Origin of the sequence: Comamonas sp. lk (genome assembly GCF_900564145.1) — a bacterium.
In the GTDB taxonomy this organism is placed as follows: domain Bacteria; phylum Pseudomonadota; class Gammaproteobacteria; order Burkholderiales; family Burkholderiaceae_C; genus Comamonas.
In genome coordinates this window covers 2,337,497-2,360,954 of record NZ_UOOB01000001.1, presented here as the reverse complement: position 1 = coordinate 2,360,954, position 23,458 = coordinate 2,337,497, and the positions used below count along the sequence as shown (strand labels likewise).

The window sequence follows — 23,458 nt, the reverse complement described above, 5'->3', positions numbered from 1 at the left end:
GCGTTTTTGCATCTCAACCTGACTGTGTCAGGAGAGTGTGCTGCTTGAATTTTGCTGGCGCCAGCTGCTGGGGCTTTGCTGGAAATGCTTGCTGAACCAGCGTGTAAAAGAGCTGTTCTCGGCAAAACCGGCCAGAGACGCCGCCTCGCTGATCGATAGCTGAGGGTTTTTCAGCGCCCGCAAGGCCGCCTGCCTGCGCACCGTATCCAGGGCTTCCTGAAAGCTGGTGTCATGGGTTTCCAGGTGGCGCTGCAAAGAGCGGGCCGTATAGCCGAGCGCGCTGGCCACATGGGCAATGCTGTGGCGACCATGCGGCAGCAAGGACTGCAAGGTACTGCGCACCTGCTGCTCCAACGATTTGGCGGCCGGCCGTGGCGCATGCATGTCCATCAGACTGCGGGCATGGCTTTCCATCAGGCTGTCGTGCTCGGCATTGAGCAGCTTCATGTCCTCGTTGCTCACCACAATGCCGTCAAAATCGGAGGCAAACACAATATCGCTTCCCAGCACCCGGCGGTGGTTCATGGTGCTGCCAGGTGAGTTATGGGAGAAATGAATGCTTGCCGGATTCCAGCCTCTGCCCAGTTGGTGGCGGCACAGACTCAGCAAGGCGGTAATGCCCAATTCCATGGGGTGACGACCGGGACTGTCGCGTTCGGTATCCAGGTGCAGCTGAATGATGGAGTAACGCCCCTGCGTCACGATTTCAGTGGCCACCGTGCTGCTGATCAGGTGGTTGTAGTCCTTGAGCGTCTGCAGCATGGAAGACAGGCTGGCCTGGTGCTGCAGCAGCAGGCTGAGGGGACCAAAATCCGACAAACGCCAATACGACCCCATGAGCAAGCCTAACGAAGCCTGGCCAGCCTGAGCCGACGAAGTCTCCAGCAAGCGGGCAAACGCCGCTTCGGGAACCAGAAGATCGGGAGAATTCAGGCAGCTGTGATCCAGCCCCACCTGGCGAAACATGCGCAGCGGATCAATACCAAGCTCATTTGCCACCTTGGCATATTTGCCGAGGCTGACACTGCGGATACGGGGCGTCATCGTGACCAATGCAAATCCATTGCTCTGAGCCCTGCGTTTGGGCTCAGCAAAAATTATGAAACGCATGCTTTTTTATAAGCGTGCGTTTTTGATTTATATCAATAGCCGCGATGCCGGTCAATCGAGTAGTTCCCTAGCCTCCCCCCAGCGTTAAGCAAACAGAGCAACGACAGAGTGTCGATCTGCAGGCCAGGGGTGCGCTTTCCAGGCCAAAGATCGCTAGGGTTTTCCCAGTTCTGTCAAAGAGGGCAACAAGCTGTCGCAATCGGTCAAGCCTTCCGGCGCCTGCTAATCCGAAAATTTTCCCTGAGCGGCAATAACGTGCATCAACGCCTTGCTGCCGCAGAGTGTTTAAGCCCCTGCTGACCGATCTGTTTGACCATGAGGCAGCCGGCAGCGTCCGCATCGACATTCACAAACGCTACACGCTGACTGATGCAGCCCGGGCGCACAGCGACCTGAAGTCCCACCGAACCCTGGGCGCATCCGTTTTCACAATCTAGGAGAAGGCTATGAAAGTCGAACAACTGACCTGCAGCATTGGTGCTGAAGTTTCTGGCGTGAGCCTGGGGGATGCATCCCGCGACATAGGCCTGGCCAACGAAATCAAGGCCTTGCTGCTGCAGCACAAGGTGCTGTTCTTCCGTGACCAGGACATCACACGCGGCGAGCACGTGGCTTTTGCCCGTCACTTCGGCGATCTGGAAGACCACCCCGTGGCCGGCAGCGATCCGGATCACCCCGGCCTGGTCCAGATCTATCGCAGCGAAAAGCGCGAGAACTACGAAAACACATATCACACCGACGGTCAGTGGCGCGAGACGCCCACCATGGGCTGTGTGCTGCGCTGCGTCGACGGCCCTGCCGTCGGTGGCGACACCATCTGGGTGAATATGGTGGAGGCCTATAAAAACCTGCCCGACGACATCAAGAAGAAGATTGACGGCCTGAAGGCCAAGTCCAGCATCGAGCACGGTTTCGGCGCTGTCATGCCCGAAGAAAAGCGTCTGGAACTCGGTCGCATGAATCCTCCGGTCGAGCACCCCGTGGTGCGCACCCACCCCGAAACCGGCGAGAAGATTCTGTACGTTTGCAGCTTCACCACCCACTTTGCCAATTACCACACGCCCGAGAACGTGCGCTACGGTCAGGACAAGACGCCCGGCTCCAGCATGCTGCTGAACTACCTGATCAGCCAGGCCGCCATCCCTGAGTACCAGGTGCGCTTCCGCTGGAAACCCGGCAGCGTTGCCATGTGGGACAACCGTTGCACCCAGCACTACGCCGTGCAGGACTACTGGCCCGCCCCCCGCAAGATGGAGCGCGCAGCCATCATCGGCGACAAACCGTTCTAAGTCACACAAAAAACCATCAAGGAGACAAGACATGCAGAACTTCAAGCGACGCCGCAACACATTGGTACTGGGTATGGCCGTGCTGGGCACGGCCTTGAGCACCCAGGTTCAGGCCCAGGCCGACTGGCCCAGCAAGCCCTTGCGCTTGGTGGTCGGTGCGCCGGCCGGCGGCAGTGCCGACTCCCTGGCCCGCTTGCTGGCCGAGGGTCTGCAGCAGGATCTGGGCAAGACCGTCATCGTCGAATCCAAGCCGGGTGCCGGCGGCGTGCTGGCGGTGAATGACTTGATGGCCAACGGCAAGGACGGCCATACCTTGCTGGTGATTCAGGGCGGTATCGTCGCCGAGACGCCTCTGGCCTACAAAGTCAACTACCAGCCGTTCAAGGACTTGAAGCCACTGGCCCAGATCAGCCGTACCGGCCTGATTCTGGTGGCCAACAAGGAGCTGCCCGTCTCCAATCTGCAGCAGCTCATCAGCTATACCAAGACCCAAAAGGGCGGTCTGGACTTTGCGTCCTACGCCACCGGCATGAAGGGCCACACCTCTGGCATGCTGCTGGGACAGCTGACGAGTATCCAGCTCAAACATGTGGGCTACAAAGGTTCTCCTCCTGCCTTGACCGACTTGATGGGCGGCCATATTCCTTTGATGTTTGACGGCCTGACCACCTCCCTGCCTCTGATCAAGGCCGGCAAGATCAAGCCGATTGCCGTGAATTACCCCACGCGCATTGCCGAACTGCCGGACACCCCGACCTTCAAGGAGCTCGGTTACCCACAACTGGCACAGGCCGGCTGGTTTGGCGTCTGGTCTCGCCCCGATGTCCCGCCAGCGATTCAGCAAAAAGTGCGCGAAATCACCTTGGCGCATTTCCGCAAGGCTGCCGTGCAAAAGCGCGTGCGTGAAATGGGCATGGATGAACCCACGGCAGCGACCAGCGAAGAGCTGATGGCCGACCTCAAACAGGCCAGCCAGCAACAGGCCGCGCTGCTCAAGTCCATCAACTACAAACCGGAATAAGCCGCGCCCAACGCCAATCCAGCCTCTGGACTCACGGCGGCGCCAGGTTCAGTACCCACTGCCTGGCGCCGTTTGTGCTTTACGGCAGCCTCTTGGCATTTTCGGTCAGCGGCGCAAGCCGACTCAACGCGTCGCGTCAAAGACCGCCAAGCCCTGGGCTACGGTCTGACTGCCGGCTTTGATTCGGGTATTCACAACGAATGCAAAAACATAGCGCGCAACGCAATTGCTGCGCTGAAAAATATATAAAAGTCATTGCAAATGCTTGCAGTAAAAGCGCAAGTCGCTATGGTCTTTATTTCTTCAATGCAGCGGCACGGCCCTTGCGCTCATGCATACGGCCCCAACCCCAGGAGAGCTCTCCCATGAATGGTGCAGAAACACTAGTCCACACACTCATCGCCAACCAGTTGGATGTGTGCTTTACCAACCCCGGCACCTCCGAGATGCACTTCGTGGCCGCTCTCGACAAGATCGAGGGCATGCGCTGCGTGCTGGGCCTGCATGAGACCGTGGTCACCGGTGCGGCCGACGGCTACTACCGCATGGCCGACCGCCCCGCAGCCACGCTGCTGCACCTGGGCCCCGGTCTTGCCAATGGCCTGGCCAATCTGCACAACGCCAAAAAAGCACGCTCCGGCATTGTCAACATCGTCGGGGATCACGCCATCAGCCATCTGGAGCTGGATGCGCCGCTAACCTCGGACATTCACGGCATTGCCGCTCCTATGAGCGACTGGGTGCACACCACCGCCAGCGCGGAGGCCATTGCCGCCGACGGCGCCCAAGCCGTGCGCCGCGCCAACGCGCGCCCCGGCGGCATTGCCACCCTGGTGCTGCCGGCCAATGTGGCCTGGTCTGAAGTGCCTGATACGTCCGATGCACCGCAGCATGCCAGCGCGCAAGCCGTAAGCCAGCAAGCGGCTCCCGCCAGCGCAGCCCTGCCCCAGGATTGGGCGCCCATCATCGCAGCCCTGCGTGAAGCGCCACAATCCACCTTGATCCTGCTGGGCGACCGCGCCCTGCGCGAAAAATGCACCACCCTGGCCGGCAAGATTGCCGCTGCCACGCAGTGCACGGTGCGCGCCGAGTTCTATACCGCCCGCATGGAGCGCGGCGCCGGACGGGTGCGCGTACCCCGCCTGCCCTATGCCGTGGATCTGGGCCTGGCCGCCTTGGCCCCATTCAAGCGCATCATTTTGGTGGGCGCCAAGCCACCCGTGGCATTTTTCGCCTACCCCGGCAAGCCTGGCCGCCTGACGGCGCTAGGTTGCGAATTCCTCACCCTGTCCACACCGGAAGACTGCCCGGAGCAAGCTCTGTCCGCTCTGTGCGAAGCCCTGAACGCCCAGCGCCTAGCGCCCGCTAACCTGGTCGAGCAGGAGGAGCCCGTCGCCCTGTCCGGCCCCTTGACGCCCGAAGGCATTGGCAAAACCCTGGCTGCCACCCTGCCCGCCCATGCCATCGTGGTAGAGGAAGCCATGACCACCGGCCGGGGCTTTGATGCGCTGACGGCACATGCCGCTCCGCACGACTGGTTGACCAGCTGCGGCGGCTCCATCGGCTTTGCCCTGCCTGCAGCCGTGGGCGCCGCCATGGCCGCGCCCGAGCGCCGGGTTCTGGCACTGGAAGGCGACGGCAGCGGCATGTACACCCTGCAATCGCTGTGGACCATGGCGCGGGAAAATCTCAACGTCACCGTGGTGATCTTTGTGAACCGCGCCTACGGCATCCTGCGCGGCGAACTGGCGGCCGTGGGTGCGGGTACTCCCGGCAAGCGCGCCACAGATATGCTCTCGCTGGACAGGCCCATCATTGACTGGTCGGATCTTGCCAAGGGCATGGGTGTGAGCGCCGTCAAGGTCGGCAATCTGGAATCCCTGGCTCAGGCACTCTCGCGCTCTTACAACACCCCCGGCCCCAGCCTGATTGAAGCCATTCTTTGATCTAGCAGCCTTTGCTGACCAACTCAAGCGCCACGACATGCATGTACCTCCATGGATGCCGTGGCGCTTGGCGTGGCAGAGACCGCTCAAACCTTTCCTGAAGTGGCAGGCCAGCCGCTGCCACTTGGGCACGCCCTGCGGGCATGCGAAGATAAGCGCTCATTGCCAACCCGGCAAAAGAGGACACTTCTTGATCTCCATTCGCGCTGTCACCCCTCAGGAATGGTCTAAGTACCGTGATGTGCGCCTGCAGGCGCTGCAGGATTCGCCCGACGCCTTCGGCAGCACTTGGGAGGCAGAGGTCGCGAGAGCAGATGACAACTGGTCCGAACGACTTGCTGCTGCGGCCACCGGAGGCAAGGACCGGGTGCTTTTTGCCATCAATGATGAGCAGGTCTGCGGACTTATCTGGTGCAAGCTGTCCGACTCGGAGCCCGGGGTTGCCGACATCTATCAGATGTGGGTCGAGCCTGCTGTGCGCGGCCAGGGTGCTGGCCATGCCCTGCTCACCCAAGCACTTGCCTGGGCCAAAAAATGTGGAACGCAACTTGTTCGCCTCGGCGTCACGGTCGCGGACTCTCCCGCCATGCGCTTGTACAAAGCACATGGTTTTTTTCCTGTAGGAAATCTTGCGTTGTTGCGCCAAGGCTCTGAGCTTCAGGTGCAGGCCATGGAGTTGAACTGGGCTTGTGCCGCTGCCCGCTGAAAGTTTCGGCGTAATGCCGGAGCACGGCTGCGAGGGCCTAACCGAAGCGGTCCGCGAGGACTTAGGGTTTGCGCAACAATCGCCGCCAGCGGTCGATGTACCGCCTATGGGTTCTCATTCGCCGCAAGCCACCCGCTTGCGACCTGTTAAACCGCCGTGTATCCGGACGGCGGTAGCTTTTTGAACGGAACACTTCATGACGCACTCCTTCGCTGGCCGCATGGCCGCTCGCCGTACGGCGCTGCGCGGTCTGGCTGTTGCAGCCTTTGCCGCATCTTCTCTGATGACCATCAGCGCCCACGCCGACACCCCGGCCGTGTTGCGCGTGTCGGCCATTCCCGACGAAGCGCCCACCGAGCTGCAGCGCAAGTTCAAGCCTCTGGGCGAGTACCTGTCGCAAGCCACCGGCATGAAAGTGGTGTTCACCCCCGTCTCCGACTACGCCGCCGTGGTCGAGTCGCTGGCCACCAAGAAACTGGATATGGCCTGGCTGGGCGGTTTTACTTTTGTGCAAGCGAAGATCCGCACCAACGGCACGGCCATTCCCATCGTGCAGCGCGCCGAAGATGCGGTTTTCACCAGCAAATTCGTGACGGCCGATCCCAACATCAAGACTCTGGCCGACCTCAAGGGCAAGACTTTTGCCTTTGGCGCACCCTCGTCCACCTCGGGCAGCCTGATGCCGCGCTTTTTCCTGCAGCAAGCCAGCCTGAACCCCGAAAAAGACTTCAAGACCGTGGCTTACTCCGGCGCGCATGACGCCACCGTGGCCTTTGTGGCCGCCGGCAAGGCCGACGCGGGCGTGCTCAACACCTCGGTGTGGGACAAGCTGGTGGAATCCAAGAAGGTTGACACCTCCAAAGTGCGCGTGTTCGCCACCACCCCCACCTACTTTGACTACAACTGGACGGTGCGTGGCGATCTGGACCCGGCCATCATCAAGAAGCTGACCGACGCCTTCCTGGCACTGGACCCAGCCAAGCCCGAGCACAAGGCCATCATGGACTTGCAGCGCGCCAGCAAGTTCATCGCTACCAAGCCCGAAAACTATGTGGGCATCGAAGCGGCAGCCAAGTCGGCCGGCTTGCTGAAATAAGCACTCCAAAAGCATCACGGCGCGCGATGCCGTGATGCGGCTCTAATTTCTCTCTCACAAGGCATTTTTCATGCCTTTTAGCCCGCTAGCGTCTGACTGATATACGCCAGCCGCTATCTTTTTCAAAGAACCGTCTCATGAGCTTTCTTCTTGAGGACGCAGGTCTGACCCACGCCAACGGCTTTGTGGCACTCTCGGGCATCTCCCTGTCTGCCGCGCAAGGCGAAAACATGGCGCTGATCGGCCCTTCGGGCGCAGGCAAAACCTCGCTGCTCAACACCCTAGGCAGCAGCCACCTGCCCACGGCCGGCCGCATGATGGTGCTGCAGCAAACCGTATCCGCCCACACTTCTGCGGCTCAGCTTAAAGCCCTGCGCAGCCGCATAGGCACGGTGCACCAGGCTGCCCCCATACCTTTGCGCCAGCGCGTGATCACCGCCGTGCTGGCGGGCAAGCTGGGCCAGTGGCCGCTGTGGAAAGCCCTGGCCTCGCTGGCCTATCCGCAAGACATTCCCGGCGCGCGCGAAGCCCTGGCCCGCGTGCAGCTTGAAGACAAATTGTTTGCCCGCTGCGATCAGCTCTCTGGCGGGCAGCTGCAGCGTGTGGGCATTGCCCGCGTGCTCTACCAGCAGCCCGGCCTGATCCTGGCCGACGAGCCGGTATCGGCGCTGGACCCGGCCCTGTCTCTGGCCACCGTGCAACTGCTGGTGCAGGAAGCTGCGGCGCGCCAGGCCACGCTGGTGGCCAGTCTGCATGCCGTGGATCTGGCGCTGAGCTGCTTTGAGCGCATTGTCGGCATACGCGACGGCCGCATTGCCTTCGATCTGCCTGCAGCCCAGGTGACGCAGGCGCAGCTGCAGGCGCTGTATGCCGCGGCCGACGGCCAGATTCAACCTCTGCCCACCATGCATAACAGCACAGGCGGCGCGGCCCATGCCGCCATCCCGGCAGCCGCTCAAGCCCTGGCGGACTCTGCGGCCTCGGCAATGATATGCCGGTAAACGTGGTGTCGGATTCAAGCGCCCGATTCGCGAAACGGGACCCCGCTGCGCGCGGACGGCTGACCTGGCTGGTGCTTGCCTTGGTCTTGCTGTGGCCCATGCTGCAGACCTCGGGTTTTTCGCTGCAGCCGTTTCTGGACGCCAACAACCTCAAGGTGATAGGCAACTTTCTGGCCAGCTTTCTGCCGCCGGAAACCGGTGCCGAGTTCCTGGCTTATCTGGGCCAGGCGGCGCTGGAGACCCTGGCCATTGCCACGGCCGGCATGGCGCTGGCCTTGGTGATTGCCGTGCCCATGGCCTATCTGTCTAGCGGTGCGGCACGCGAGCGGGTCACCCTCAACCCGGTGGCACGTGGCGTGCTTACCATCTTGCGCGGCATTCCCGAGCTGGTCTGGGCTCTGGTGTTCGTGCGCGTCTTCGGCCTGGGCCCGGCTGCCGGCGTGCTGGCCCTGGGCCTGACCTATGGCGGCATGCTGGCCAAGGTCTATGCCGAAATTCTGGAATCCACCGACCCGGCCCCCGCCAAAGCCTTGCGCGCCAGCGGCGCGGGCCGCTTGCAGGCCCTGCTCTACGGACTGCTGCCGCAGGCGGCCAAGGAGCTGACCTCCTACACCGTCTACCGCTGGGAGTGCGCCATCCGCGCTTCGGTGGTCATGGGTTTTGTGGGCGCCGGCGGTCTGGGCCAGCTCATGGATCAGGCCATGAAGATGCTCAACGGCGGCGAAGCCGCCAGCATCTTGCTGGCCTTCATGCTGCTGGTAGCGGCCGCCGATCTGCTCTCGACCTGGCTGCGCAGCGCACTCGATGCGGTGCCCGCCGCGCACGCCCTGCCTTTTGGCTGGCGCAGCACACTGTTTTTGATAGCAGCCATCGCAGGACTGTGGGGCAGTCTGCGCCTGCTGGACATGAATTTACCGGCCCTGTTCACCCAGGAAGCAGCCAGCAGCATGGGCGAGTTCGTGCAGGGCTTTTTCCCGCCGGATCTGAGCCAGCCCTGGCTGCTCAAGGTGCTGCAAGGCGTTTGGGAGACGCTGGCCATTTCCATCGTCGGCACCTTGCTGGCCGCCATGGCCGGCCTGCTGCTGGCCTTGCCGCGCTGGCGGGCGCCATGGAATCTGGTGCTGAACGTGCTGCGCTCCGTGCCCGAGCTGGTCTGGGCCACCATCACGGCGCTAGCCGTGGGTCTGGGGCCGTTTGCCGGGGCCCTGGCCCTGGCTTTGCACACCTCGGGCGTGCTGGGGCGGCTGTATGCCGAGGCCTTGAAAAACACGCCCGCCGCCCCGGCCCGCGCCCTGCAATTGGCCGGTAGCAACCGCTTGCTGGCGTTTTGCTACGGCACTTTTCCCGGCGCTGCGCCGCAGCTGCTGGCCTATACGCTGTACCGCTGGGAGATGAATATCCGCATGGCCGCCATCCTGGGTTTTGTGGGGGCCGGCGGGCTGGGCCAGCTGCTGTACTTTGAGCTGTCGCTGTTTCACTATGCCCAGGCCAGCACCGTGATCATTGCCATGCTGGCGCTCAGCATGGCCGTGGACTGGAGCAGCGCCTGGCTGCGCCGGGCCATGCGCTGAGCCGGCCTTAGACTGGAGAGCGCCGCTGGGCAAAGCGGTAGCTCGCCAGCGCCAGCGCCGTGATGGCGATCTGGGTTACGGCGCAGGCCACTGTGGGATCGTCCCCATAGCCCACCAGCTTGGTGCCTATGGCGCCCATGGCCATCTGGCCAAAGCCATAAAAGCCGGCGGCCGAGCCCACCAGCCCCGGCGCCGAGCTCAGCGAGCGCGACAGCGCCGCTGGACTGGCCAGCCCGGCCCCCATGGTCATGGTGAAGCTGATGAGCACAAGAGCCGTGGCGTTGAGCGCCCCCCATTGATAGACCAGCAGCAGCAGCACGGCCATGGAGCAGCTCAGGCCTGCGCCCAGGTACAGAAAAATCTCGGGTTTGACGCTGCCGGTCAAGCGCCGCGTGATCAAGGTTCCCACACTGGCGCCCACAATTGTCACCGCGGCAAACCAGCCCACCTGGCTGATGGGGTAGCCCAGCTGCTCATGCACGATATAGGGCACGGTGGCCAGATAAGGGTAGAGTGCCGTGGTCGAGCAGGAGCCGCCCAGCATGAAGCCGACAAAAACGGGATTGCCCAGCAGGCGGCGGTAATCCCTGGCGATACCGGCGACCGCCAGCGGGCTGCGCTGTTTGCTGGTCTCGGGCAGCAGCTTGTAGCTGCAGATCACCATGGCGCAGCCCATGCAGACCAGAAACACATAGATGGCACGCCAGCCAAAATGCTCTGCCAGATAGGAGCCGATGATGGGCGACAGGCCTGGCCCCACCAGAGTCAGCAGATTGAGCAAGGCCAGATCTTTGGTCATGCGCGCGGGCGTGGAGGTATCGCGCACAATCGCCCGCCCCAGCGTGATGCCGGCCGCACCACCCAGGGCCTGCAACAGGCGCGCGGCCAGCAGCCACTCAAGGCTGGGAGCGAACAAGGCCAGCAAGCCGGCCCCCAGATACAGGCCCAAACCCATCAGCAAGGCCGGTCTGCGCCCCCAGGCATCCGAAATCGGGCCGTAGATCAGCTGGCCCACCGCCAGACCCACCACATACAGCGTGATGGTCTGCTGCATGCTGGCGGGCGAGGCATGCAGGGCGGAACCGGCCACCGGCAAGGCCGGCACGAAAATATGCATGGCCATGGTGCCGCTCAGGGTCACCAGCACCAGCAGCCACAAGGGCACGCGCACCCGGTCCGCAAACGGGGCCGCGCCGACTACAGACTGCGGCAGCGCTTCCAACGAAGAACGCGCGGCGCTGTCTTTTCCATCCTCATTCATCTCTTACTCCTGTGCCACGGCCCGCATGCGCGGATGCCGCGCAAAAGCCCATCCCAGCACCGTTCCCAACACCATGACCATCAGGGCAAACAGGGTCACCGCCCAGTCGATGCCCCAATGATCGGCAATCCAGCCCACGGCCATCATGGGCAGCATCGAACCTATCAACCCAATCAGCTGATAGGTAGACAAAAGGCCTGCGCGGTTGTCCGGTCCGGCAATGCGGCTGACCATGGACATGCCCGCCAGCATGGACATGCCATGGCCTATGGCCGTCAAGGCCACGCCGGCCACAAAAATCAGGGTGGAGGACGCATGCAGATTGACGATCAGCAAGGCATTGCTGACCACCAACGCCAGCATGCCCAGCCGTCCGCAGCGGTGCACGCGCATGCGCGACACCAGCATCTGAATGGCCGCCGAGGCCAGCAAAATCACGGCAATCGCCGTGCCGCTGACAAACGGGCCGTGCCAGCTCACCATCTGCTTCAGAAACAGCGGCGCCATGGAGGCATACAAGCCGAAGACGCCAAAGGCCAAAAACGGAAAGCCGCAGGTCATCATGAAAGCGACGGACTCTGCACGCGCCGGCCAGGTCAGGCGCGGCATGCAGTCCTGCCAGCGCAATACGCCCTGGCCGTGGGCGGCGTGGTGCGCATGCCCGGGCAGCTCCAGCTTGTAGATGGCCGCCATGCCCACCAGACCCAGAATCAGCGTGGGGATATAGGCCGTCAGCAAGGGCTGGGGCCCCCACTGGCCCAGCACCCCGCCAATCAACGGCCCCAGGCCAAAACCGAACACATTGAGAAAGCTGGCCAACATGGCCACGCGCTGCGGCGAGGACTGCCCGTCACGGCTGAGCAAGGCGGTAAGCCCCAGCGTGCCGCTGATGGTGATCAGGCTGGAGGACACGCCCACCATGAAGCGTCCGACAATCAAGCTGCTTTTGTCCCAGGCCAGCATGGACACCAGCGTGCCCAGCAAGGTCAGCGCCAAAAACACCAGCAGCACGCGCTTGAAGCCCACGCGATCAGGCAGGCGCCCTAAAAACAGCAGGCTGCACAGGCCGCCCGCCATATACAGCACATAAATGGCCGAGATATCGCTGGCCCGCAGCTGCCAGGCCTCTCGGTACAAGGCATATAGCGGGCTGATCAGCGCCGCGCCCATCACACCGACCACCAGTGCAAAGCCCACCCACCAGGCCGGTGGGATGGTCCATAAGCTGGACTTGCTCAATGTGCTTGTCTCGGGCATGAAGTCTGGTTTGATTGAGACGCTCAGCGGGGCGTGCTGCCGGGTTCGGAATCGTTCATGGCAGCGAAGCGCTTGGCAATTTTTTCCAACGTGGCGCGGGTCACGGAAAGCTCCTCGGGCGTGAGGTCGGCCAGCATCTCGTGCTCTATCTCCAGGCTTTTATCGACGATGCTGGCTGCTGCCGCGCGGCCTTGCTCGGTCAAGGCAATGCGTTTGGTACGTCGGTCCTGCGGGTCGCTGGCCCAGTCCACCAGCTGCATGGCACGCAGCTGATCGAGCACCCGCACCAGCGAGGAAGTCTCCAGATGCAGCGCCTTGGCCAGCTCTTTTTGCAGCATGGCCTCCTGCTTGGCATACAGCACCACCAAGGGCATGCGGGTCGCGTCGGTCAGCCCCTGGTCCTTGAAACTCAAATCCACCTGCCGGCGCCATTGGCGGTACACCGAGCCGATCAGCCGCCCGAAGCGCGAGCGCACCTGTGAGAGATCATGCTGGCCTTCGGCTCTGTCCGTGGATTTAGTTGGCATACAAACTATTGTGCATCAAATCTGTCAAACATGGCGTATGCCGTCGCTGATCGTTTCAATGAATTTGCGCTAAACCCCTTGCCCATATTTCGCTCAAAGCTATCAATAAAGAAGCGAATAGCAATGCTCACAGGGCAGAAACAGCGGCCAGCTATACTTTGCGCCCCATAGACAGCAGGATTTCCTGGCATGCGCTTGAATGTTTTTTTGCGCCCTCTGGCGTGTTTGAGCCTGCTGGGCTTGGCCGCCTGCGGTAGCAATCCACCCAGCCCTTCCGCAGCCGCGCCTGAAGCGACTGCCACCACGGTTTCCGCCCCGCCCATCAAGATCGGCCTGGCCCTGGGCGGCGGTGCGGCCAAAGGCTTTGCCCATATCGGCGTCATCAAGATGCTGGAAGCCAACGGCCTGACCCCTTCGGTGCTGGCCGGCACCAGCGCCGGCAGCGTGGTGGGCGCGCTCTACGCCAGCGGCATGAATGCCTTTGAGCTGCAAGAGAAAGCCGTGGCGCTGGACGAGGCCAAGATTCGCGATCTGCAACTGTCTTCCGGCGGTCTGGTGCTGGGCCAGAAGCTCGAGGACTATGTCAACGAGCAGGTAAACCGCAAGCCGCTGGAACAGATGGCCAAGCCTTTTGTCGTCGTCTCCACCCGCCTGGAAGATGGCGAACGCACCGTGTTTGCACGCGGCAACACCGGCCAGGCCGTGCGCGCCTCCAGCAGCGTGCCCGGCGTGTTCCAGCCCGTGACGATTGGCAAGTACCACTTTGTCGACGGCGGCATCGTCAGCCCCGTGCCCGTGGATGCGGTGCGCAATCTGGGCGCCGATATCGTGATCGCCGTGGATATCTCCAACAAGGCACGTGGCAAGGCGCCCGAGAACATGCTGGGCGCGCTCAACCAGTCGATTGCCATCATGGGCCAGAAGCTGGGCCAGGCCGAGCTGGCCCGGGCCGACATCATCATTCGCCCCAAGGTGCTCGATATAGGTGCAGCCGACTTCGGCCAGCGTGCCAACGCGATTGTGGAAGGCGAGAAGGCTGCCGCCGCGCTGATGCCGCAGATCCGCGAACGCATTGCCCAGTTGCAGGCCGAGCGTGCCAAGGCCTTGCTGCTGGCCCAGACCAAGGCCGGCGAAGCCAGGCACCAGGCTTGCCTGAGCCAGCGCAGCAGCATGCAAAAACTGGCCGGCATGGCCGGTCTCAGCGATTCCTGCGACAAGCCCTGAGCTCCAAGCACCAAAAAAACGGCCCGCATCAGCGGGCCTTTTTCTTGGGGCGCAGAGCGATGAAGGCCTAGAACTCCTCTTCCCGCATCTGGGCGCAAGTCATGTCCCTGGATTTGACCACCTGCAGCCAGCCGCCGATCTTGGGCAGCTCGTAGTGGAAGAAATAGCGCATGGCCGCAATACCGCCCTTGTGTGCGGCAATGGCCAGCTCCTCATCCTTGTCCAGCAAGGCCAGGGCCACATCCAGCCAGGTCCAGGCCAGGACCATATGGCCAAAAGCCTGCATATAGGGCACGGCATTGGCCAGCGCCTCCTGTGGATTGCCGGTTGCCCAGGCCGATTTGGTGGCTGCGCCCACTTCTGCCAGCGCCTTGGCCAGATGGTTGGCATAGCCCGAGAGCTGCGCCCGGCCCATGGCCCGCTCAATGGTGGCATTGATGCGACCGGCCAGCAGCTGCAGGCCCTTGCCCCCATCCATGACCACCTTGCGACCCAGCAAGTCCATGGCCTGAATGCCGTGCGTGCCCTCGTGAATCATGTTCAGGCGGTTGTCGCGCCAGTACTGCTCCACCGCAAAATCGCGCGTATAGCCGTAGCCGCCGTGAATCTGGATTGCCAGAGAATTGGCCTCCAGACAGAACTCGCTGGGCCAGCTCTTGGCCACAGGCGTCAGCACTTCCAGCAGCAGCTTGGCCTGGGCCGCAGCCTCGGGCGAGCCCGTGTACTGCTCATCCACCAGCCGCGCGCAATACAGGTTCAGCGCCAGCGCGCCTTCGCCATAGGCTTTTTGCGCCAGCAGCATGCGCTTGACATCGGCATGCTCGATGATGCGCGACTGGGGCTTGCTCGCATCCTTGCCACCCTCTCCGATGGGGCGGCCCTGCGGACGATTTTGCGCATATTCCAGACTGGCGTAATAGCCGGCCAGCCCCAGCATGGAAGCGGCCATGCCAATCGAAATCCGGGCCTCGTTCATCATGTGGAACATGCACTTGAGGCCTTCGCCGGGCTTGCCCACCAGATAGCCAAGGGCGCCAGCGCCGCCGCGCACCGGATACCTGCCCTCGCCAAAATTGAGCAGCGTATTGGTCGTTCCGCGCCAGCCCAGTTTGTGATTGAGGCCGGCCAGCGCCACATCGTTGCGCTCACCCGTCAACCGGCCTTCGGTATCCACCAGTTTCTTGGGCACAATGAACAGCGAGATGCCTTTGACTCCGGGGATGAACTTGCCGTCAGCACCGGGAATCTTGGCCAGTACCAGATGCACGATGTTCTCGGTCAGCTCATGGTCGCCCGAGCTGATCCACATTTTGTTGCCCTTGAGTCGATAGCGCGGCCCCAGAGGATCGGCCTCGAAGCCTTGGCCATCGGCTTCGGCACGGGTGGTGATGTCGGAGAGCGAGGAGCCGGCCTGCGGTTCGGACAGGCACATGGTGCCGGCCCAGCGGCCGTTGAATTCATTGGCGGCAAACACCTGTTTTTGCATCTCGGTGCCGTGCACCAGGATGGCATTGGCATTGCCGCTGGTCAGCATATTGGAGCCTATGCTGATCGACGCCGCCGCAAAAAAACAGTTGGCCGCAGCCTCCACCGTATAAGGCAGCTGCATGCCGCCTATCTCGTAGTCTTGCGCGGCGCTGAGCATGCCGGATTCGGCAAAGGCCTTGCGTGCCTCATAAGTGCATTCGGGAAGAATGACTTTTTCGCCGTCGAACTGCGGCTCCTGCGTGTCAACCGTGCGGTTGAAAGGCGCGTACTTCTCGCGGGCAATGCGCTCGCAGATGTCCATTACCGCATCAAAGGTCTGGCGCGAATGATCGGCAAAACGCGGACGGCTATTGAGCTCTTCGGTCTTGAGCCAGTCATAGAGCAAAAAGTCGATGGTGGAACGCAGACGCATAGCAAACCTCTAGTCAAATCTACTCAGATTCAGTAAAAACCGGCTCTAGCGCTTATGGGTATTGCGCATTCAGCTATCAAAACAATGTAAATCGCTCAAATAAAAAGCCGCAATCCGGACCGGACTGCGGCTTTCACATCCAGGCGCTTACAGAACTTCGAAGATGCCTGCCGCGCCCATGCCCCCGCCTATGCACATGGTCACGCAGACGCGCTTGGCACCGCGGCGCTTGCCTTCGATCAGTGCATGACCGGTCAGGCGCTGGCCCGAGACGCCATAGGGGTGACCCAGGGCGATGGCGCCGCCGTTGACATTGAGGCACTCGGCCGGAATGCCCAGATAGTCGCGGCAGTAGATGACCTGCACGGCAAAGGCTTCGTTGAGCTCCCAGAGGTCGATGTCGTCCATCTTCAGGCCCAGCTTCTTGAGCACCTTGGGAATGGCATAAATCGGGCCAATGCCCATTTCATCGGGCTCGCAACCGGCCACGGCAAAGCCCAGGAAACGGCCCAGGGGCTGGAGGCCTTTGCGCGACGCATAGTCTTCGCTGACCACGGTGCAAGCACCGGCGCCGTCGGAGAACTGGCTGGCATTGCCTGCGGTGATCACGCCACCAGGCAGCGCGCTGCGCAGGCCGCTGATGCCGTCCTTGGTCGTGCCTTCGCGAATGCCTTCATCCTTGCTGGCCAGCACTTCCTTGGTGATCAGGCCACGCACCTTGTCGGCTACGCCCATCACCGTCTTCATGGGCGCGATTTCGGCATCGAACAGACCGGCAGCCTGGGCGGCGGCCGCCTTTTGCTGGCTGGAGGCGCCGTACTCGTCCTGGGCGTCGCGGCTGATGTGGTAGCGCTTGGCCACCTGCTCTGCCGTCTGCAGCATGCTCCAGTACACCTCGGGCTTCATGGCCGTCAGCTCGGGATCGAAAGCCATGTGCGGGTTCAGATGCGGCTGCACGCAGGAGATGCTCTCCAGACCGCCGGCCACCAGCACATCGTTTTCGCCGGCGATGATGCGCTGGGCGGCCAGCGCAATCGCCTGCAGACCCGAGGAGCAGAAACGGTTGATGGTCAGACCCGAGGTGGTCACAGGCAGGCCGGCGCGCACGGCGATCAGACGCGCCACATTGGCGCCGGTCGTGCCTTCAGGCAGCGACATGCCCATGATCACGTCTTCAACGTCTGCGCCATCGATGCCGGCGCGCTCCACGGCGCTCTTGACGGCATGCGCCCCCATGGTGGGGCCGTAAGTCATATTGAATGCGCCCTTCCAGCTCTTGGTCAGCGGAGTGCGCGCGGTAGAAACAATCACTGCGGATGTCATGGTCTGTCCTTGTGTTCTTGGTATGGCACAAGCCGGGGCGGCTCACTGAGATCGCGGCCCGGCCTCGCTTGAATTCAGCTGAACTGCTTGCCTTCGGCGGCCAGCTTGGCCAGCAGCGGCGCGGGTTGCCAGAACTTGGCGTCATCGTTGGGGTTCTGGGCAAAGCGGCCCATGGCCTGCACCACGTTGAACAGGCCCACTTCACCGGCGTAGTGCATGGGGCCACCGCGCCACAGCGGAAAGCCATAGCCGGTCAGATACACCATGTCGATATCGCCGGACTTGCCCGCGATGCCGTCTTCCAGGATGTGCGCGCCTTCGTTGACCAGGGCGAACACCAGGCGCTGCACGATTTCCTCATCGGAGATCTTGCGCGACGTGATACCCAGGCTCTTGCGATGCTCCTCGATCATCTTGGCCACGACATCCGAAGGAATCGCGTCGCGCTTGCCCGGTACATAGTCATACCAGCCTGCCCCCGTCTTCTGGCCAAAGCGACCCAGCTCGCACAGGCGGTCTGCGCTGGCGCTGTACTTCATGTTGGGCTTTTCCTGGTAGCGGCGCTTGCGAATGGCCCAGCCGATATCGTTGCCGGCCAGATCGCCCATGCGGAAGGGGCCCATGGCAAAGCCGAACTTCTCGACGGCCTTGTCCACCTGCTGGGGCGTGGCACCTTCGTCCAGCAAAAAGCCGGCCTGGCGCGAATACTGCTCGATCATGCGGTTGCCGATAAAGCCATCGCAGACGCCGGACACCACGGCCGTCTTCTTGATCTTCTTGGCCAGCTTCATCACCGTGGCCAGCACATCCTTGGCCGTGGCCTTACCGCGCACCACCTCCAGCAGCTTCATCACATTGGCGGGGCTGAAGAAGTGCATGCCCACCACGTCCTGAGGGCGCTTGGTGAAGGAGGCAATCTTGTCCACGTCCAGCGTGGAAGTGTTGGAGGCCAGAATGGCACCGGCCTTGGCCACTTCATCGAGCTGCTTGAACACCTGCTGCTTGACGCCGATTTCCTCGAACACCGCCTCGATGATGAGGTCGGCATCTTTGAGGCCGGCATAGTCCAGGGTGGTGCTCAAGAGCGCCATACGCTCCTCGTACTTTTCCTGCTTGAGCTTGCCCTTCTTGACCTGGGCTTCGTAGTTCTTGCGGATCGTGGCCACGCCGCGATCCAGCGCTTCCTGCTTGGTCTCCAGCATGGTGACGGGCAGGCCGGCGTTCAGGAAGTTCATGGCAATGCCGCCGCCCATGGTGCCGGCGCCGATCACACCTACGGTGCGGATATCGCGCACCGGCGTATCGGCAGGTACATCGGCTATTTTTGAGGCGGCGCGCTCGGCCAGGAACAGATGGCGCAGCGAGCGGGACTCGGGCGTCAGCATCAGCTGCATAAAGGCTTCGCGCTCCAGCGCCATGCCGTCATCGAACTTCTTGGTGGTGGCGTGCTTCACGGCTTCCACGCAGCGCGCTGGTGCCGGGAAGTTCTTGGACATGCCTTGCACCATGGTGGCGGCAAACTCGAAATAAGCCTCGCCCTGGGGGTGCTTGCAAGGCAGATCGCGCACGCGCGGCAGGGGGCGCACATCGGCCATTTCCAGCGCCAGACCCTTGGCTTCGGCCAGCAGGGCTTCAGGCGAGGATGCCATCTTGTTGAACAGCTTCTGGCCGGGGATGCTGGCCAGCATCTCGCTCTTGACGGTTTCGCCGCTGACGATCATGTTCAGCGCCGTTTCCACCCCCAGTGCCCGTGGCAGGCGCTGTGTGCCGCCAGCGCCGGGCAGCAGGCCCAGCTTGACTTCGGGCAGTGCCACTGCCGTACCTGCGGCAGCAATGCGGTAGTTGCAGGCCAGCGCCAGCTCTAGGCCACCGCCCATGCACACGCTGTGAATCGCAGCCACCGTGGGCTTGCTGGACAGATCGAACTGCTGCAGAACGGAAATCAGGTGCGGCTCGCGCAAGGCGTCTTCCTTGCCGAACTCCGTGATGTCTGCACCGCCGGAGAAGGCCTTGCCCGCTCCCGTGATGACGATGGCCTTGACGGCAGGGTCGGCATTGGCCTGGTTGAGCCCGGCCACAATGGCGCGGCGCGTCGACAGACCCAGGCCGTTGACCGGCGGATTGTTCAAGCTAATGACGGCGATGGCACCGTCCACTTTGTATTCAGCAGTCATGCTGTTGTCCCCTATGCGATAGAAAAGAACGATCGTGCATTTTTAATTGTCCAAGTTTTGCTGCGATGCGCAACAGATGTTTGTCCCGGCAGAGACATCCCCTTGAACTCAAAGCCTGGCACACACCCAACCAAAAATGGCAAACCGGGGCCGCCCCTCAGCAATGGCTGCGCCCTCTCCCGCGAAGCAAGAGAGGGCGAAAGTGGCACCGCTGAGCAGCGGTGTGCCTTTTTCCTAAACCTCCAGCCACTCCTTGCGCACCTTCTGGTCGGCACGCAGGCTGTCGGGAGTTCCGTCGAACACGATGTGGCCGTGGCCCATGACCAGGGCCCGGTCGGAGATGCTCATGGCGATGGTGAGTTTTTGCTCGATCAGCAGCACGGAAACGCCGCGCTCCTTGATCTTTTGCAGGTATTCGCCCACCAGCTCCACGATCTTGGGTGCCAGTCCCTCAGTAGGCTCATCGATGATGATCAGGTCCGGATCGCCCATCAGAGTGCGGCACAGCGTGAGCATCTGCTGCTCGCCGCCGGACATCACGCCGGCCTCGGTATGCTGACGCTCCTTGAGGCGCGGGAACATGGCATACATATCGTCAAAGCCCCAGCGACTCTGGCGACCCTTGCCTTTTTGCCCCAGCATCAGATTCTGGTGCACGGTGAGATTGGGAAACACATCCCGGCTTTCCGGCACATAGCCCACGCCCAGATGGGCGACCTCATAGGCTTTCTTGCCGGTCAGGCTCTGGCCTTTCCAGTCCAGCGAGCCCTCCCAGTGCACCAGGCCCATGATGGCCTTGGCCGTGGTGGAGCGGCCAGAGCCATTGCGCCCCAGCAAGGCCACGATCTCGCCCGGCTGCACTTCGAAGTCCACTCCGTGCAGCACATGACTTTTGCCGTAGTAGGCATGCAAATTACTGATCTTCAGCATATCAATGCGCTCCTGCCTGCTGGTCTGCCACCGATGAGCCCAGATAGGCTTCCTGCACGCGCGCATTGGCGCGCACCGCCTCCGGCGTGTCAAAGGCAATGACTTCGCCATAGACCACCACGGCAATCTTGTCGGCCAAGCCGAAGACCACGCCCATGTCATGCTCCACCGTCAGCAAGGTCTTGCCTTCGGTCACTTTCTTGATCAGCTGGATGAAGTGTGCCGTTTCGCTGTTGCTCATGCCGGCCGTGGGTTCGTCCAGCAAGATCACGCTGGCACCGCCACCGATGGTGATGCCGATTTCCAGCGCCCGCTGCTCCGCATAGGTGAGATTGACGGCCAGCGTGTCGCGCTTGCGGTGCAGGCCTATCATTTCCATCAGCTCCGTGGCGCGCGCGTTGGCATCATGCAGTCGGGACAGAAAGCGCCAGCAGCTGTAGCGGTAGCCCAGGCTCCAGAGCACGCTGCAGCGCAGATTCTCGAACACGCTGAGCTTGGGAAAGATGTTGGTGATCTGAAAGCTGCGCGACAGCCCCATGCGGTTGATCTCGAACGGTTTTTTGCCGTCGATGCGCTGGCCATGCAGCAGCACCTCGCCGCTGCTGGGCTCGAAGCGCCCGCTGATCAGATTGAACAGCGTGCTCTTGCCGGCTCCGTTGGGGCCGATGATGGCGATGCGCTCGCCGGCATTCACCGCCAGTTGCGCGCCGCGAATGATTTCCGTCTTGCCGAAGTTCTTGCGCAGATTGCGCAGCTCCAGTGCATAGGGCTGGGCCAGCGGCACTGCCGAAATATGTTGGGCACTGCTGCTCATGGTTCAAGCCTCCCCTTTCTTGATGGATTCTTCGATCGCTTCCTGAATGCGCTCCCAGCGGCGGTAAGTCATGCGCCTGAAGACCTCCACCAGACCCAGACCCACAACGAACACCACGATGGCCACCGTCCAGGTGGCAGCGGCGCTGGTATCGAGTTGCGTGCCCATGAACGGAACATTCGGCCCCAGCGCTGCGTTGAGCTGCATGTGGTAGATCATCTCGATCAAGGCTGCTGCACCGGTGACCATGATCAAGGCCGAGACCAGCACGCCCAGATAGGGCACCAGCAGGCGCTTGAGATGACCGAACTTGGCAACCCGCAGATTCATCATGATGAGACTGGCCACGCCGCCGGGCGCATACATCACCATCAGCAGGAACACCAGACCCAGGTACAGCAACCAGGCCTTGGTCAGCTCGGACAGCAGCACCGAGGCCAGCACCAGCAGCACCGCGCCGATGATGGGGCCGAAGAAGAAGGTGGCGCCGCCCAGGAAGGTGAACAACAGATAGCCGCCGGAGCGCACCACGCTCACGCTGTCCATGGCCGTGATGATCTCGAAGTTGATGGCCGCCAGACCGCCGCCTATGCCGGCAAAGAACCCGGCGATGATGAAGGCGAAATAGCGCACGCGCTGCGTGTTGTAGCCCACAAACTCCACCCGTTCGGGGTTGTCGCGCACGGCATTGAGCATGCGTCCCAGCGGCGTGCCCGTAAAGGCAAACATGGCCACCGTGCACACAAAGCAGTACACGGCGATCAGGTAGTACACCTGCAGACCGGAGCCAAAATCCAGCCCGAAGAACTTGCTGTAGACACGGTCCGTGGTGATGCCGCCCTCGCCACCGAAGAACTCGGGGAACATCAACGCCATGGAGGCCACCAGCTCGCCCAGACCCATGGTGATCATGGCAAAGGTGGTGCCGGATTTCTTGGTGGTCACATAGCCGAACAAGGCGGCAAAAAACATGCCCCCCAGCCCGCCGATGATGGGAATCAGCACCAGCGGAATCGGCCATTCGCCGCCACCGGCCTTGTTCATGGCATGAATGGCGATGAAGGAACCCAGACCGGTATACACGGCATGGCCAAAGCTCAGCATGCCGCCCTGCCCCAGCAGGATGTTATAGGACAGGCAGATGATGATCAGATAGCCGATCTGGCTGAGCATGGTCAGCGCCAGCGAGCTGGTGAACACCATGGGCGCCACGATCAGCGCCAGCGCAAACAGGCTCCAGATCACGATGCGCCCCATGTTCAAGGGCTTGTAGCGGTAATGCGCCTGATCCTGGCTGCTGGCTGCGACGGAAGAATTCATGGTCGGTTTGACAATCGAAGACATGGCTCAATCTCCCCGTGTACCAAGCAGGCCCTTGGGGCGGAAGATGAGAATCAGCACCAGGAACAGATAGGGAAGTATGGGTGCGACCTGCGAGATGGTGAGCTTGAGCACCGGCCAACCAAACGTGGACTCGTTGACCGCATGGCCTAGGGAATTGAGTGCACTGGCCAGCGACCAGTCAATGGCCACGGCAAAGGTCTGTACCACGCCGATCAGCAGCGAGGCCACAAAAGCGCCTGCCAGCGAGCCCATGCCACCCACCACCACCACCACGAAGATGATGGAACCCACGGACGCCGCCATGGCCGGTTCCGTCACATAGGTGTTGCCGCCGATCACGCCCGCCAGGCCGGCCAGCGCGCAACCGCCACCAAACACCATCATGAACACGCGCGGTACGTTGTGGCCCAGCGCTTCCACCATCTCGGGGTTCTTGAGTGCGGCCTGAATCACCAGCCCGATACGGGTGCGGGTCAGCAGCAGCCATACCGCCACCAGCATCAGCAGCGCCACCAGCATCACAAAGGAGCGCGACTTGGGGAACTGCGTGCCGTACAGCGTGAATAGCGGGCCTTGCAGCGCAGGCGGCAGGGCGTAGGGCACGGTGCCGCGCCCCCAGACCAGCTGCACCACTTCCAAAATCAGATAGGACAGGCCGAAAGTGACCAGCAGCTCCGGCACATGGCCGAACTTGTGCACCCGGCGCAGGCTGTAGCGCTCGAACAGCGCGCCCAGCACGCCCACCAGCAACGGTGCCAGCAGCAGCGACGGCCAAAAGCCGATGATGCCGCTGAGCGTGTAGGCGAAGTAGGCTCCCAGCATGTAAAAACTGGTGTGGGCGAAGTTGAGCACGCCCATCATGCTGAAGATCAACGTCAGACCCGAGCTGAGCATGAACAGCAGCAGCCCGTAACTCACGCCGTTGAGCAGTGATATGGTAAAAAATTCCAGCGTCATCGAGTTG

19 protein-coding genes are annotated in these 23,458 nt (G+C 62.1%); 8 read left to right on the top strand and 11 right to left on the bottom strand.

Annotation, left to right across the window (positions count from 1 at the left end; genetic code table 11):
* Positions 1-27 precede the first annotated feature (27 nt).
* Positions 28-1,044 (bottom strand): AraC family transcriptional regulator, encoded by a 1,017-nt coding sequence (locus tag EAO39_RS10900; RefSeq protein ID WP_120970942.1) that lies wholly within the window; start codon positions 1,042-1,044, stop codon positions 28-30.
* Between the two features lie 512 nt (positions 1,045-1,556).
* Here EAO39_RS10900 and EAO39_RS10890 point away from each other — a divergent pair.
* The 7 genes from EAO39_RS10890 (at position 1,557) to phnE (ending at position 9,740) form a co-directional block, all read left to right on the top strand.
* Positions 1,557-2,399: a TauD/TfdA family dioxygenase gene (locus tag EAO39_RS10890; protein WP_120967403.1), complete on the top strand. Its 843-nt coding sequence runs from the start codon at positions 1,557-1,559 to the stop codon at positions 2,397-2,399.
* Between the two features lie 73 nt (positions 2,400-2,472).
* Entirely contained in the window at positions 2,473-3,420 is a 948-nt protein-coding gene (locus EAO39_RS10885; protein ID WP_120970940.1) for a tripartite tricarboxylate transporter substrate binding protein, read from the top strand.
* A gap of 365 nt (positions 3,421-3,785) precedes the next feature.
* Positions 3,786-5,366 (top strand): acetolactate synthase large subunit, encoded by a 1,581-nt coding sequence (locus EAO39_RS10880; RefSeq protein ID WP_120967402.1) that lies wholly within the window; start codon positions 3,786-3,788, stop codon positions 5,364-5,366.
* A 190-nt stretch (positions 5,367-5,556) separates the two neighbouring features.
* Positions 5,557-6,072 carry a GNAT family N-acetyltransferase gene (locus tag EAO39_RS10875; protein WP_120970938.1) on the top strand — a complete coding sequence of 172 codons (516 nt, stop codon included), beginning with the start codon at positions 5,557-5,559 and terminating at the stop codon, positions 6,070-6,072.
* A 196-nt stretch (positions 6,073-6,268) separates the two neighbouring features.
* On the top strand, positions 6,269-7,168 hold the full coding sequence (locus EAO39_RS10870; protein ID WP_120967401.1) for a putative selenate ABC transporter substrate-binding protein: 900 nt from the start codon (positions 6,269-6,271) through the stop codon (positions 7,166-7,168).
* 137 nt (positions 7,169-7,305) lie between these two features.
* On the top strand, positions 7,306-8,169 hold the full coding sequence (locus EAO39_RS10865; protein WP_120967400.1) for an ATP-binding cassette domain-containing protein: 864 nt from the start codon (positions 7,306-7,308) through the stop codon (positions 8,167-8,169).
* On the top strand, positions 8,160-9,740 hold the full coding sequence (gene phnE / locus EAO39_RS10860) for a phosphonate ABC transporter, permease protein PhnE (RefSeq protein ID WP_120967399.1): 1,581 nt from the start codon (positions 8,160-8,162) through the stop codon (positions 9,738-9,740). Before EAO39_RS10865 ends, phnE begins: the two co-directional genes overlap by 10 nt.
* A 7-nt stretch (positions 9,741-9,747) precedes the next feature.
* On the opposite strand, the gene EAO39_RS10855 is transcribed toward phnE, so the two are convergent.
* From EAO39_RS10855 to EAO39_RS10845, 3 genes are read right to left on the bottom strand one after another with little or no spacing between them, the layout of a single operon-like run.
* Entirely contained in the window at positions 9,748-11,001 is a 1,254-nt protein-coding gene (locus EAO39_RS10855; protein ID WP_240466957.1) for a multidrug effflux MFS transporter, read from the bottom strand.
* Positions 11,002-11,004: 3 nt separating this feature from the next.
* The gene (locus tag EAO39_RS10850; protein ID WP_120967398.1) at positions 11,005-12,258 is read right to left on the bottom strand and encodes an MFS transporter; all 1,254 of its coding nucleotides are present in this window, start codon (positions 12,256-12,258) and stop codon (positions 11,005-11,007) included.
* Positions 12,259-12,281: 23 nt separating this feature from the next.
* Positions 12,282-12,785 (bottom strand): MarR family transcriptional regulator, encoded by a 504-nt coding sequence (locus EAO39_RS10845; RefSeq protein ID WP_120967397.1) that lies wholly within the window; start codon positions 12,783-12,785, stop codon positions 12,282-12,284.
* Between the two features lie 189 nt (positions 12,786-12,974).
* Between EAO39_RS10845 and EAO39_RS10840 the strand changes: the two genes are divergently transcribed.
* On the top strand, positions 12,975-14,009 hold the full coding sequence (locus EAO39_RS10840; RefSeq protein WP_120967396.1) for a patatin-like phospholipase family protein: 1,035 nt from the start codon (positions 12,975-12,977) through the stop codon (positions 14,007-14,009).
* 67 nt (positions 14,010-14,076) lie between these two features.
* Here EAO39_RS10840 and EAO39_RS10835 read toward each other — a convergent pair whose 3' ends face one another.
* The 7 genes from EAO39_RS10835 to EAO39_RS10805 all read right to left on the bottom strand — a co-directional run bounded on the left by EAO39_RS10835 (position 14,077) and on the right by EAO39_RS10805 (position 23,451).
* Positions 14,077-15,909 carry an acyl-CoA dehydrogenase gene (locus EAO39_RS10835; protein ID WP_120967395.1) on the bottom strand — a complete coding sequence of 611 codons (1,833 nt, stop codon included), beginning with the start codon at positions 15,907-15,909 and terminating at the stop codon, positions 14,077-14,079.
* Between the two features lie 147 nt (positions 15,910-16,056).
* Positions 16,057-17,232 carry an acetyl-CoA C-acyltransferase gene (locus tag EAO39_RS10830; RefSeq protein ID WP_120967394.1) on the bottom strand — a complete coding sequence of 392 codons (1,176 nt, stop codon included), beginning with the start codon at positions 17,230-17,232 and terminating at the stop codon, positions 16,057-16,059.
* A 74-nt stretch (positions 17,233-17,306) separates the two neighbouring features.
* Positions 17,307-19,406: a 3-hydroxyacyl-CoA dehydrogenase NAD-binding domain-containing protein gene (locus EAO39_RS10825; protein WP_120967393.1), complete on the bottom strand. Its 2,100-nt coding sequence runs from the start codon at positions 19,404-19,406 to the stop codon at positions 17,307-17,309.
* Between the two features lie 234 nt (positions 19,407-19,640).
* On the bottom strand, positions 19,641-20,336 hold the full coding sequence (locus EAO39_RS10820; protein WP_120967392.1) for an ABC transporter ATP-binding protein: 696 nt from the start codon (positions 20,334-20,336) through the stop codon (positions 19,641-19,643).
* Position 20,337: 1 nt separating this feature from the next.
* Positions 20,338-21,150, bottom strand: a complete 813-nt coding sequence (locus EAO39_RS10815; RefSeq protein ID WP_120967391.1) for an ABC transporter ATP-binding protein — start codon at positions 21,148-21,150, stop codon at positions 20,338-20,340.
* A gap of 3 nt (positions 21,151-21,153) precedes the next feature.
* Positions 21,154-22,494: a branched-chain amino acid ABC transporter permease gene (locus EAO39_RS10810; RefSeq protein WP_120967390.1), complete on the bottom strand. Its 1,341-nt coding sequence runs from the start codon at positions 22,492-22,494 to the stop codon at positions 21,154-21,156.
* Positions 22,495-22,497: 3 nt separating this feature from the next.
* On the bottom strand, positions 22,498-23,451 hold the full coding sequence (locus EAO39_RS10805) for a branched-chain amino acid ABC transporter permease (protein ID WP_120967389.1): 954 nt from the start codon (positions 23,449-23,451) through the stop codon (positions 22,498-22,500).
* Positions 23,452-23,458 lie beyond the last annotated feature (7 nt).